This window comes from Nonomuraea sp. NPDC003560 (genome assembly GCF_042878785.1).
Taxonomy (GTDB): domain Bacteria; phylum Actinomycetota; class Actinomycetes; order Streptosporangiales; family Streptosporangiaceae; genus Nonomuraea.
Genome location: NZ_JBIAOF010000014.1, coordinates 187617 through 199833 on the forward strand (window position 1 = coordinate 187617; position 12217 = coordinate 199833).

Consider the following 12217-nt stretch of genomic DNA (forward strand, 5'->3'; position numbering starts at 1 on the left):
TCAGCCGGTATGGCTCAGATTCTGTTCACCGATGTACGCCCCCACGATGTCCTGATCGAAGACGGTCGCGTCGTCCCACTGGCACGCCGGGCGGAGGACTGCCAGGTCGTGGCGGCGGGCGGACTGCTCGCCCTGCCCGCCCCGGTGGACGCCCACGTCCATCCCGACAAGACCACCTGGGGCCAGCCCTGGCTGAGCCGCACCCCGGCCGGGACGCTGCGCGACCTGATCGAGGGCGACGTCGCGGCGCGCGCGGAGATGACCGCCCCGGTCGCCACGCGGGCCCTGGCGCTCATGGACCACGCGATCGCCCGCGGCACCCGGGCCTGGCGCGCGCACGTGGACGTCGCCCCGGTGTACGGCCTGAGCAACGTGCACGGCGTACGGGAGGCCGCTCAGGCCCGCGCCGGCCTGCTGGACGTGCAGATCGTCGCCTTCCCCCAGCTCGGGCTGCTGTCGCGGCCGGGCACGGCGGAGCTGATGGAGCAGTCGCTCAAGGAGGGCGCGGACATCCTCGGCGGGCTCGACCCCGTGGGCATCGACGGCGACCTGCACGGCCACCTCGACCTGCTGTACGGCCTGGCCGAGCGGCACACCGTCCCCCTCGACATCCACCTGCACGACGGCGGCGAGGAAGGGGTCGCGCAGGTGCTGGAGATCGCCCGCAGGGCGAGGTCCAGCGGCGTGCCGACCACGATCAGCCACGCCTTCTGCCTGGCCGACCGCCCGGACCTCGCCGAGACGCTGGCCGAGGCGAAGGTCTCGCTGACCACCTGCGCGCTCGGCGCCGACCCGGTGCTGCCGGTCGGGCCGCTGGTCGAGGCCGGGGTGCTGGTCGCCCTCGGATCCGACGGGGTGCGGGATCCGTGGACGCCGTTCGGCGACGGCGACATGCTCAACCGCGCCCACCTGCTCGCCTACCGCACCGACGCCCGCACCGACGAGGAGCTGGCCAGGTGCTACGAGATCGCGGCGCACGGGGGCGCCGCACTGCTGGGCCTGGAGCAGGCCCGGCTCCAGCCCGGAGATCCCGCCGACTTCCTCCTGGTACGCGCCGAGTCCATGGCCCAGGCGGTCGTGGACAAGCCCATCCCCCAGTTCGTCGTCCGCAACGGACGCGTTCGCGAAAGGTCCTCCTGATGATCCGTCGAGCCCTACCGGTGGCCGCCGCACTCGCGGTGGCCCTGGCCGGATGCGGCCAGCAGGCCGCAGCACCGCAACAACAGCAGCAGGGCTCGGGCGAGGCGCCCAAGCTGGAGCTCAAGACCGTCACCGCCCCGGCCACCGGGGAACTGGACAAGGTGACGTGGAACCTGCCGTACGAGCCGCAGACGGTCGACCCGATCAGGTCGTTCAACTACGCCGAGAACACCGTGCTGGCCAACATGTGCGAGAGCCTGCTGCGGCTGACCCCCGAGTTCGGCATCGAGCCCGGCCTGGCCGAGAAGGCCGACAACCCCACCCCGACCACGTGGGTCTACACGATCCGGGACGGCGTGAAGTTCTGGGACGGCACGCCGCTGACCGCCGAGGACGTCGCGGCCAGCCTCAACCGCCACCTCGACCCCGCGCTCGGCACCTGGTGGGGCGACTACTTCCACACCGTGCAGTCGATCAAGGCGACCGGGCCGATGCAGGTCACCGTCACGCTGAAGCAGCCCGACGTGCTGTTCAACCAGGCGATGGCCACCGCGGCCGGCGCGATCGTGTCGGCCGAGTACGCCGGGAAGAAGGACCTGGGCTCGCCGACCGGCGGGGTGATGTGCACCGGCCCGTACAAGTACGGGAGCTGGAAGTCCGGCGACGCGCTGACGATCACCCGCAACGACGCCTACTGGGACACCGCGCTGCGGCCGAAGACCAAGGAGCTGGTCTTCCGGTTCATCGCCGACGAGACCACCGCCATCAACGCGCTGCGCTCCGGCGAGGTGGACGGGCAGTACTTCTACCTGCCGCCGGCGGGGCTGGGCCAGCTCCAGCAGTCGCCGACCGGCTCCGTCACGCTCGGCAAGTCGCTGACCTTCTGGACGCTGCTCGGCGCCGCCAAGTCCGGCCCGTACGCCGACCCGAAGGTCCGCCAGGCGCTGTCGCTGGCACTGGACCGGGCGGCCATCTCCAAGGTGGTCTTCCAGGGGACGGCGATGCCGCAGCGCACCCTCGCCGGCGCCGAGTACTGGGGATACCAGCGGGACGCCTTCCAGAAGGCCCACGACGCGATCCCGCCGGAGACGCCCGACCTGGCCAAGGCCAAGCAGCTGCTCACCGAGGCCGGCTCCCCCACCCAGACGATCACCATCGGGATCCAGGGCAGCTCGGCCGTCCACGAGCAGACCGCCAACCTGATCAAGGCGACCGGCGAGGCGCTCGGCCTGAAGATCGAGATCAAGGTGATCCCCGTCGAGCAGTACGGGAACCTCTACAGCGACCCCAAGGCCCGCGAGGGCATCGACGCCTTCTTCTCCACCTGGTACGGCAACGTGCCGGACCCGCTCGACATCTACACCGTCTTCCTGGCGGGCGGCCGTACCAACTTCAACGACTACGCGGCCGTGAACGCCGACATCGCCAAGGCGCGGGCCGCCTACGACGAGGCGGAGCGGGCGGGGCTGGTGACGGCGATCCAGCAGAAGGTCACCACCGACGTGCCGTGGATGCCGCTGAACAACCTGCCGGTGATCCTCTACATGAACAAGCGGGTGACCGGAGCCGTCGCCTCCTTCCCCTACCTGTACTACCCGTGGGCCGCAAGGCTCGGCGCGGCATGAGGTTCCTGGCGAGACGGCTGGCGGGGCTGATCGTGGTCCTGCTGGTCGCCTCCTTCCTGGTGTACGGCCTGCTCTACCTGGTGCCCGGCGGGCCCATGGCGTTCCTGCTCGGCAACCGCAGCGGCACCCCCGAGCAGGTCGCGGCCATCCGCGCGCAGTACCACCTGGACGATCCGTTCCTGCTGCGCTACGCCGCCTGGCTGCGCGACGCGGTGACGGGCGACTTCGGCGCCTCCCTGGTCTACCGGCAGGACGTCTCCGCGCTGATGGCGTCCCGGGCGACGACGACCGTCTTCCTGGTGGTCTACGCGACGCTGCTGATCGTGGCGGGGGGCGTGGCGATGGGCCTGCTGGCCGCGCTGCGCGGCGGCCGGGCCGACGGGCTGGTCGGCCTGGTCTCCTCGGTGTTCCTGGCCACGCCGCCGTTCGTGGTCGGGGTGATCCTCGTCATCGTCTTCGCGCTGGGACTCGGCTGGTTCCCGGTCTTCGGGCCCGGCGACGGGTTCGGCGACCGGATCCACCACCTCACGCTGCCGGCGATCACGCTCAGCCTGGCCAGCGCCGCCTTCCTCGCCCGCATCACGCGGGCCTCGGTGTCGGAGGAGCTGGGCCGCGAGCACGTGGAGACCGCCCGCAGCCGCGGCCTGGCCGAGGGGCACATCGTCCGCAGGCACGTGCTGCGCAACGCGGCCATCCCGGTGGTGACCGTGGTCGGCCTGAACGTCGCCGGGCTGATCGCGGGCTCGGTCGTGGTGGAGAGCATCTTCGCCCTGGACGGTCTGGGCTCGTTGTTCGTCCGCGCGATCCTGCAACGCGACTTCGCGATCGTCCAGGCGGTGGTGCTCGTGCTGGTCACCGCCTTCGTCCTGATCAATCTGGTGGTGGACCTGTGCTACTCCGCTCTCGACCCGCGCCTGTCGCGGCAGTGACCCGCCGCCTGGGCGGGCTGGGCGTGGCCGCCGCCGTCCTGCTGGCCGTCGTCGTGGCGATCACCCTGCTGGCGCCGCTGCTCGCGCCCTACGACCCCGACCAGCCCGACCTGTTCAACGCGCTGGGCGGCGCCTCCGTCGCGCATCCGCTGGGCGGGGACGTCCTGGGCAGGGACGTGTTGTCCCGGCTGATGTACGGCGCGCGGACCACGTTGCTCGCCCCGGTGCTGGTGATCTGCGTCGCGAGCGCCGCCGGGACCACGCTGGCGATCGTCGCCGCCTGGGCGGGCGGCAAGGTGGACGCGGTCGTCTCCCGCCTGCTGGACGTGCTGTTCTCCGTGCCGGGCATCGTCTTCGCGCTGGTCACCGTGGCCGTGCTCGGTCCCGGCGTGCCCGGCGTGGTGATCGGCCTGGCGGTCGCGTACACGCCGTACGTGGCCCGGGTGGTGCGCAGCGCGGCGCTGCGGGAGCGCAGCCTGCCGTACGTGGCCGCCGCCTGGGTGCAGGGCCGGTCGGCGACCGCCATCTGCCTGCGCCACCTGCTGCCGAATCTGCGGCCGATCATCGTCGCGCAGTCGGTCTCGGCGCTCGGCTTCGCGGTGATCGACGTCGCGGCCGTCTCCTTCCTCGGGCTGGGCGTGCAGCCGCCCACCGCCGACTGGGGGCTGATGGTCAAGAGCGGCCTGGACAGCGCCATGCGCGGCCAGCCGCTGGAGGCGCTGAGCGCCGGCCTGCTGATCGCGCTGGTCGTGGCCGCGGTGAACCTGTTGGGCGATCGCCTGGGGAGGCAGTCGTGAGCCTGTTGACGTTGGAGGGCTTCGGCCTGGCCGTGCCGTACGAACGAGGCTGGCGGACGCTGGTCGAGCACGTGGACCTGACCATCGGCGCGGGAGAGGCCGTCGGGCTGGTCGGCGAGTCCGGTTCGGGCAAGTCGATGACCGCCCGCGCGGTCATCGGCCTGACCCCGCCGGGCGCCCGCGTGACCGGCAGGATCGTCTTCGACGGCGCCGACGTGCCCTCGGGCCGGGCGCTGCGGCTGCTGCGGGCCAGGCGGATCGCGATGGTCTTCCAGGATCCGCGGGCGCACATCAACCCCGTCCGCAGCGTCGGCGACTTCCTCACCGAGGCCATGGTGCACAACCTGCGGATGCCGGTGCGGCAGGCGTCGGCGCGGGCCGTCCAGCTCCTCAAGGAGGTCGGCATCGCCGATGGCGAGCGGCGCCTGCGCCAGCACCCGCACGAGCTGTCCGGCGGCCTGCTGCAACGGGTGATGATCGCCTCCGTCCTGGCCGTCGAGCCCGACCTGGTGCTGGCCGACGAGCCGACCACCGCGCTCGACGTGACCACCCAGTCCGAGGTCATGGCCATCCTGGACGAGCTGCGCCGCGAGCGCGGCATGGCCATGCTGCTGATCACCCACGACCTGGAGCTGGCCGCCGCGACCTGTGACCGGCTGGCGGTGATGTACGCGGGCCGCATCGTGGAGGACCTCGACGGCGAGCCGCGCCACCCCTACACCCGCGGCCTCATGAGGTCGCGGCCGAGCCTTGAGGAGACCGCGCACCGGCTGCCGGTGATCCCCGGACGGCCCGTGGCGGCCTTCGAGGCCGAGGACGGCTGCGCGTTCGCGCCACGCTGCGAGCTGGCCGAGCCGCGCTGCCGGGAGAGCCGGCCGCCGTCCGTCCGCGGCGTCGCCTGCCTGAAAGCGGAGGAGACGGCATGAGAGCCGAGGAGACGGCATGAGAGCCGAGGAAGCGGCATGAGCGTGATCGAAGCGCGGCGGCTGCGGAAGGTGTACGGCCCGGCCACCGCGGTGGACGAGGTCTCCTTCACCGTGGCCGAGGGCGAGTCGCTGGCCGTCGTGGGCGAGTCCGGGTCGGGGAAGACCACCGTCGCCCGCATGCTGCTCGGCCTAGAGACGCCCACCAGTGGCACGATCAGCGTCTGCGGGCGTCCGCGGGCGGCGGGCCGGGTGTCGGCGGCGGAGCGGCGCAGGCGGGCACGGGAGATCCAGATCGTCTTCCAGGACCCCTATGCGTCGCTGGACAAGCTGCAGCGGGTCGGCGACGTCGTCGAGACGAGCCTTGCCCTGCACTTCCCGCTCACCTCCGCCGAGCGGCGGAAGAAGGCGCTGGACCTGCTCGAATCGGTCGGCCTGGCCGAACGCCACGCGGCGATGCTGCCCAGGCAGCTGTCCGGCGGGCAGCGCCAGCGCGTGGCCATCGCCCGCGCCCTGGCGGTGGAGCCGCGGGTGCTGGTGCTGGACGAGGCGGTCGCCGCGCTCGACGTGTCGATCCAGGCGCAGATACTCAACCTGCTCGCCGACATCCGCGAGCGGCGCTCGATCAGCTACGTCTTCATCTCCCACGACCTGGCCGTGGTCAACCAGATCAGCGACACGGCCGTGGTGATGCGGCACGGCCGCGTCGTGGAAAGCGGAGTCACCCGCACCCTGCTGCGCGAGCCGCAGGAGGAGTACACCCGCGCCCTGCTGGCCGCCGTGCCCAGGCCCGGATGGAAGCCGACCCGGAGGAACACACAGTGAGCACGCTGATCAGGGCGTCGTTCGTCATCGGCTTCGACGGCGAGGACCACGTCATCCACCGCGACGCGTGCGTCGTCTACGACGGCGACCGGATCGTCCACGTCGGCCGTTCCTACGAAGGGCCGGTCGAGGAGGTGATCGACGCCGGTGAGGCGATCGTCGGGCCCGGCTTCATCGACCTGGACGCGCTGGCCGACATCGACCACGCCGTCCTCGACACCTGGCACGCCGACTCCAGCGGGCTGAACTGGTCGCACGACTACGCCGTCAACCGGCGCCGGGCCGTCTTCCCGCCGGAGGACACGCTCTTCATGCGGGAGTACGCGCTCACCCAGCTCATCCGCAACGGCATCACCACCGCGATGCCGATCGCCGCCGAGACGCACAGCGCGTGGGCGGAGTCGTACGAGGAGCTGGCCGGCGTCGTGGAGATCGCCGGGCGGCTCGGCCTGCGCATGTACCTGGGGCCGTCCTACCGCTCGGGCGTGCCGGTGCTGCGCGCCGACGGCAGTCGGGCCGTGCACTGGGAGCCCGGACTCGGTGAGCGGGGGCTCGCCGACGCCGTCCGCTTCGTCCGGGACGTCGACGGAGCCCACGACGGCCGGATCCGGGGGGCGCTGCTGCCGTGCCGCATCGAGACCGTCACCCTCGACCTGCTGCGCGCCACCGCCCAGGCCGCGGAGGAGCTCGACTGCCTGGTGCGCCTGCACTGCATGCAGGGGCTGACGGAGCTGCGGCTGCTGCGCGAATGGTACGACCGGCACCCCCTGGACGTGCTGGCCGAGGTGGGCCTGCTCGGCCCGCGGCTGCTGGTGCCGCACGCCCTGTACCTCGGCGATCCCGGCGCACCGTTCGAGGGATCGCCGGACCGGCTCGCGGCGCTGGCGGGGATCGTGCACTGCCCCCTCACCTTCGTCAGGTACGGCGACGCGCTGCGCGACTTCGACCGTTACCGGGCGGCCGGCGTGACCGTGGCGCTGGGCACCGACTCCTTCCCGCCGGACATGATCCGCAACATGGACTACGGCAACAACCTGGCCAAACTGGTCACCGGACGGCTGGACGCGGGCTCGGCCGCCGACTACTACCGGGCCGCCACCCTGGGCGGCGCCCGCGCGCTGGGCCGGGACGACCTGGGCAGGCTCGCCCCCGGCGCCAAGGCCGACCTGGTCGTCGTGGACCTCTCCGGCCCGCGCACCGGCCCGGTCGACGACCCGATCAGGACGATGCTGATGAACTGCACGGGCGCCGACGTGTCCACCGTGGTGATCGACGGCCGGCCGGTGATGCGCGACCGGACGATTCCCGGCGTGGACGAGGAGTCGATGCGGCTGCGCGCGCAGAGCTACTTCGAGACGATGAAGGCCGCCTACTCCGAGCGCGACCACCTGCGCCGCGACCCGGCGCTGCTGTTCCCGGCGTCCTTCCGCGTCGTCGAGGACGGCTCATGACCGACGCGACCTTCCTGTCCGGGCTCGCCGCCGAGCTCGACGTCCGGCTCGCCGCCGCGGACGAGCGGCTGCGCACGGCCTACCCCGGCGAGCCGGCCACCCGGCAGCCGGTGCACACGGTGTACGTCCCGGCCGACCGCTACACGGCGGACACCGTACCGGCGTGGGGCCGGCGGGCGCTGGCGGCGCTGGCCGAGCACGGCCGGACCGCCGCGGAGTTCGCCGACGCGCTCGGCCTGCCGCCGCGGACGGCGGCGGAGGTGTACGACCAGGTCCGGGCCAAGCTGGCCCGCGAGCCGGTCGAAGACCTCAGGATCGACTTCGAGGACGGCTACGGCCACCGCCCGGACGCCGACGAGGACGCCGCCGCCAGGACCGCCGCGAAGGCCCTGGCCGAGGCCACCGCCGCCGGCGCCGGCTCGCCGTTCTGCGGGATCCGGTTCAAGAGCTTCGAGGCGCCGACCCGGCGGCGCGGCCTGCGCACCCTGGCGATCTTCCTGGAGACCCTCGGACCGCCGCCCGGCGGCTTCGTCGTCACGCTGCCGAAGGTGACCTCGGTCGAGCAGGTGGAGGCGATGGCGCTGGCCGCCGGACGGCTGGAGGCGGCATGCGGGCTGGCGGGCGGGAGCCTGCGCTTCGAGCTCCAGGTGGAGACGCCGCAGGCGATACTCGGCGCGGACGGCGTCTCGCCGCTGCCGTCGATGATCCGCGCCTCGGCCGGGCGCTGCGCGGGCCTGCACTACGGCACCTACGACTACTCGGCGGCGCTCGGGGTGTCGGCGGCGTACCAGAGCGCGGAGCATCCGGTCGCCGACCATGCCAAGGCGGTGATGCAGGTCGCCGCCGCCGGCACCGGCGTACGCGTCTGCGACGGGTCGAGCAACGTGCTGCCCGTGGGCGACGGCGACGCCGTCCGCGCCGCCTGGCGGCTGCACGCGCGCCTGGTCCTGCGCGCCCTGGAGGGCGGCCTCTACCAGGGCTGGGACCTGCATCCCGGACAGCTCCCGAGCCGGTACGCCGCCGTCCACTCCTTCTTCAGGGAGGGGCTGCCGGCCGCCGCCGCCCGGCTGCGCGGCTATCGCGAACGCCGGACGTCCGGCTTCCTGGACGAGCCGGCGACCGCCCGCGCGATGGCCGGGTTCCTCGCCCGGGGCCTCGACTGCGGCGCGATCGGCGCGGCCGAGCTGGGCGCCCTGGCCGGGGTCACGCCGTCCGAGCTGCGCGCCATGCGCGCCGGGGCGGGTGGCTGACGTGCGCATCCTGATCGTGAACGTGAACACCACCCGGTCGATGACCGACACGATCCGCGCCCAGGCGGCGGCGCACGCCTCGCCGGGGGTCGAGATCGTCGCGCTCACCCCGTCGTTCGGGCCGGAGTCGGTGGAGGGGAACTTCGAGAGCTACCTGGCGGCGGTCGCCGTGATGGACCGGGTCGTCCGCTACGACGAGCCGTACGACGCGGTGATCCAGGCCGGGTACGGCGAGCACGGCCGCGAGGGGTTGCAGGAACTGCTGGACGTCCCCGTGGTGGACATCACCGAGGCGGCCGCGCAGGTCGCGATGCTGATCGGGCGTACGTACTCGGTGGTCACCACGCTGGACCGCGCCGTGCCGCAGATCGAGGACCGGCTGCGGCTCGCCGGGCTGGCCGGCCGGTGCGCGTCGGTCAGGGCCAGCGGGCTGTCGGTCCTGGAGCTGGAGGAGGATCCCGGCCGGGCCGTCGAGGCGATCGTCGCCCAGGCCCGGGAGGCCGTCACCGGCGACCGGGCCGAGGTGATCTGCCTGGGATGCGGTGGCATGGCGGGACTCGACCGGAAGATCACCGCGGCCACCGGGGTGCCCGTCGTCGACGGCGTGGCCGCGGCGGTCGCCCTCGCCGAGGGGCTCGTCCGGCTCGGCCTCACCACGAGCAAGGTGCGCACGTACGGGACGCCGCGCCCCAAGATCGTGACCGGGTGGCCGATCACCGGCGGCCCCGCGGCCGTCGCCGGGCCGGTCCGCGCGGGACGGCGCAGCCATGGAGGTGTCGTCTGATGGCCCGGCTGGACCTGCTGTTCAGGGCCCGTCGCGTGGTCACCGACGCCGGAGAGGTGGCCCGCAGCATCGGCGTGCGGGACGGGACGATCGTCGCGGTCGAACCGCTGGAGGCCGACCTGGCGGCCGCCGAGGTCGTCCGGCTCGGCGACGACGAGGTGCTGCTGCCCGGCCTGGTGGACAGCCACGTGCACGTGAACGACCCCGGACGGACCGAGTGGGAGGGGTTCGCGACCGCCACCCGTGCGGCCGCGGCCGGCGGCGTCACGACGATCGTCGACATGCCGCTGAACAGCGTCCCGCCCACCACCGACGCGGCGGCGCTGCGGGTGAAGCGGGCGACCGCCCGCGGGCAGGCGCACGTGGACGTCGGCTTCTGGGGCGGCGCGGTGCCGGGCAACCTGCGCGAGCTGCGCGCGCTGCACGACGCGGGCGTGTTCGGGTTCAAGAGCTTCCTGCTGCACTCCGGCGTGCCGGAGTTCCCTCCCCTGGAGCCGGCCGAGCTGGCGGACGCGCTCCGCGAGCTGCGGTCGTTCGACGCGCTGATGATCGTGCACGCCGAGGACCCGCAGGTGATCGAGCACGCGCCGCCCGCGCGCGGCGCCGGCTACCGCGACTTCCTGCGCTCCCGCCCGCGCGGCGCGGAGAACCTCGCGGTCGCGCAGGTCATCGAGCTGGCCCGCCGGACCGGCTGCCGGGTACACATTCTGCACCTGTCCAGCTCGGACGCGCTGCCGATGATCCGCTCGGCCCGGGACGACGGCGTGCGGATCACCGTGGAGACCTGCCCGCACTACCTGACGTTCAGCGCCGAGGAGATCGCCGAGGGGGCCACCCTGTTCAAGTGCTGCCCGCCGATCCGCGAGGCGGCCAACCGCGAGTCGCTCTGGCGGGGGCTCGCCGACGGCACGATCGACTGCGTCGTCTCCGACCACTCGCCGTGCACGTCGGAGCTCAAGCGGCTCGACACCGGCGACTTCGGCCTCGCCTGGGGTGGCATCGCGTCGCTGCAGCTCGGCCTGCCCGCGGTGTGGACCGAGGCCAGGCGCCGCGGCCACCCGCTGACCGACGTGGCGCGCTGGATGGCCGGCCGCCCCGCGCAGGTGGCGGGGCTGTCCGGCAAGGGCCGGATCGCGCCGGGCCACCAGGCCGACTTCTGCGTGTTCGCGCCCGACGAGCTGTTCGTGGTCGACAAACACCGGCTGCACCACCGCAACCCCGTGACGCCCTACCACGGCCGCACGCTGGCCGGCGTGGTCCGCGGAAGCTGGCTGCGCGGCGAACGCATCGACATCGGCGGCCCGCCGCGGGGCCGGCTGCTCACCCGAGGAGAAGCATGACCTTCACCCACTTCCCGGACCTGGCCTCGCGTGCGCTGGCCGGCAGTGTCGTGCACGCCAACGACGAGCTGTTCGCCGAGCGGGAGAACCTGATCAAGCCCGGTCCCGCCGCGTTCTCGACGGAGGACTTCGGCCACAAGGGCAAGGTGTACGACGGCTGGGAGACCCGTCGCCGGCGCGAGCCGGGGAACGACTACGCGATCGTCCGGCTCGGCGTGCCCGGCGTGGTGCGCGGGGTGGTGATCGACACCGCCTGGTTCAAGGGCAACTACCCGCCGTACGCCTCGGTGGAGGCGACCGGCGTCGAGGGCACGCCGTCACCGGCCGAGCTGGAGCGGGCGAACTGGGAGACGATCGTCGGGAAGAGCGCGATCAGGGGCGACACCGAGAACGCGTTCGAGGTCGCGGACCGGCGGCGCTGGACGCACGTGCGGCTGAGCATCTACCCCGACGGCGGGGTGGCCCGGTTCCGGGTGCACGGCGAACCGGTGCCCGACCCGCGCCTGCTGGACGGCACGATCGACCTGGCCGCGCTGGAGCACGGCGGCAACGTGGTGGCCTGCTCCAACACGTTCTACTCATCGCCGGTGCAGCTGCTGCTGCCCGGCAGGGCCCGGATCATGGGCGACGGCTGGGAGAACGCCCGCCGCCGCGACGGCGGCAACGACCACGTGACGGTCCGGCTGGCGGGCCGCGGGCGGGTGCGCCGGGTGGAGATCGACACGTCGTACTTCGTCGGCAACGCGGCCGGCTGGGCCTCGCTGAGCGGAACCGACTCGGGCCGTTCAGACGTGGACGGTCTGGACGCGGAGTGGTTCGAGCTGATCCCGAAGACCCGGTTGCAGCCGGACACCCGGCACTTCCTGCGCCCGGCGTCGGCCGCGCCCGTGACGCACGTCCGCCTGGACGTCTTCCCCGACGGCGGCCTGGCCCGGCTCAGGGTGCACGGCGAGCTGGACGCCGACGCCCACCGCGCGGCCGTGCTGCGCTGGCTCGACCTGCTGCCGGCCGGGCACGCCGTCGAGGTGCTGCGCGGGGCCGGCGTGCCCGGCCGGACCGCCGAGGAGCTCGTCGGCCGTCGGCCGTTCGCCGACGGCGACGTGCTGCCCCCGGCGCTGCTCCTGCCCGCGGGGCCGCCTTTCCGGCCTTGAGG

Annotated in this window: 11 protein-coding genes; all 11 read left to right on the forward strand. The window is 73.3% G+C overall.

Annotation, left to right across the window (positions count from 1 at the left end):
• Positions 1–9 precede the first annotated feature (9 nt).
• The 11 genes from ACFYUV_RS42405 to alc are packed head-to-tail and all read left to right on the forward strand — an operon-like array spanning position 10 to position 12215.
• Positions 10–1140, forward strand: coding sequence for an amidohydrolase family protein (locus ACFYUV_RS42405; protein ID WP_387679592.1), 1131 nt, complete (start codon positions 10–12; stop codon positions 1138–1140).
• Positions 1140–2765, forward strand: coding sequence for an ABC transporter substrate-binding protein (locus ACFYUV_RS42410; protein ID WP_387679595.1), 1626 nt, complete (start codon positions 1140–1142; stop codon positions 2763–2765). Before ACFYUV_RS42405 ends, ACFYUV_RS42410 begins: the two co-directional genes overlap by 1 nt.
• Entirely contained in the window at positions 2762–3694 is a 933-nt protein-coding gene (locus tag ACFYUV_RS42415) for an ABC transporter permease (RefSeq protein WP_387679598.1), read from the forward strand. Before ACFYUV_RS42410 ends, ACFYUV_RS42415 begins: the two co-directional genes overlap by 4 nt.
• Positions 3691–4491: an ABC transporter permease gene (locus tag ACFYUV_RS42420; protein ID WP_387679601.1), complete on the forward strand. Its 801-nt coding sequence runs from the start codon at positions 3691–3693 to the stop codon at positions 4489–4491. Before ACFYUV_RS42415 ends, ACFYUV_RS42420 begins: the two co-directional genes overlap by 4 nt.
• On the forward strand, positions 4488–5417 hold the full coding sequence (locus ACFYUV_RS42425) for an ABC transporter ATP-binding protein (protein ID WP_387679604.1): 930 nt from the start codon (positions 4488–4490) through the stop codon (positions 5415–5417). Before ACFYUV_RS42420 ends, ACFYUV_RS42425 begins: the two co-directional genes overlap by 4 nt.
• Before the next feature lie 36 nt (positions 5418–5453).
• Complete coding sequence (locus tag ACFYUV_RS42430; RefSeq protein ID WP_387679607.1) at positions 5454–6239, forward strand: ABC transporter ATP-binding protein; 786 nt, start codon at positions 5454–5456, stop codon at positions 6237–6239.
• Entirely contained in the window at positions 6236–7690 is a 1455-nt protein-coding gene (locus tag ACFYUV_RS42435; protein WP_387679609.1) for an amidohydrolase family protein, read from the forward strand. Before ACFYUV_RS42430 ends, ACFYUV_RS42435 begins: the two co-directional genes overlap by 4 nt.
• Positions 7687–8940, forward strand: coding sequence for a DUF6986 family protein (locus ACFYUV_RS42440; protein ID WP_387679612.1), 1254 nt, complete (start codon positions 7687–7689; stop codon positions 8938–8940). The genes ACFYUV_RS42435 and ACFYUV_RS42440 overlap by 4 nt, the downstream gene beginning before the upstream one ends.
• 1 nt (position 8941) lies before the next feature.
• On the forward strand, positions 8942–9724 hold the full coding sequence (locus tag ACFYUV_RS42445) for an aspartate/glutamate racemase family protein (RefSeq protein WP_387679615.1): 783 nt from the start codon (positions 8942–8944) through the stop codon (positions 9722–9724).
• Positions 9724–11064, forward strand: a complete 1341-nt coding sequence (gene allB / locus ACFYUV_RS42450; protein WP_387679618.1) for an allantoinase AllB — start codon at positions 9724–9726, stop codon at positions 11062–11064. The genes ACFYUV_RS42445 and allB overlap by 1 nt, the downstream gene beginning before the upstream one ends.
• Positions 11061–12215 (forward strand): allantoicase, encoded by a 1155-nt coding sequence (alc, locus tag ACFYUV_RS42455; protein WP_387679620.1) that lies wholly within the window; start codon positions 11061–11063, stop codon positions 12213–12215. The genes allB and alc overlap by 4 nt, the downstream gene beginning before the upstream one ends.
• Positions 12216–12217: the final 2 nt, after the last annotated feature.

What these genes read in the sequence shown, in the direction of transcription:
- ACFYUV_RS42405 (WP_387679592.1), top strand. Translation starts at nt 10, where the DNA reads ATGGCTCAGATTCTGTTCACCGATGTACGCCCCCACGATGTCCTGATC.
- ACFYUV_RS42410 (WP_387679595.1), top strand. Translation starts at nt 1,140, where the DNA reads ATGATCCGTCGAGCCCTACCGGTGGCCGCCGCACTCGCGGTGGCCCTG.
- ACFYUV_RS42415 (WP_387679598.1), top strand. Translation starts at nt 2,762, where the DNA reads ATGAGGTTCCTGGCGAGACGGCTGGCGGGGCTGATCGTGGTCCTGCTG.
- ACFYUV_RS42430 (WP_387679607.1), top strand. Translation starts at nt 5,454, where the DNA reads ATGAGCGTGATCGAAGCGCGGCGGCTGCGGAAGGTGTACGGCCCGGCC.
- ACFYUV_RS42440 (WP_387679612.1), top strand. Translation starts at nt 7,687, where the DNA reads ATGACCGACGCGACCTTCCTGTCCGGGCTCGCCGCCGAGCTCGACGTC.
- allB (WP_387679618.1), top strand. Translation starts at nt 9,724, where the DNA reads ATGGCCCGGCTGGACCTGCTGTTCAGGGCCCGTCGCGTGGTCACCGAC.
- alc (WP_387679620.1), top strand. Translation starts at nt 11,061, where the DNA reads ATGACCTTCACCCACTTCCCGGACCTGGCCTCGCGTGCGCTGGCCGGC.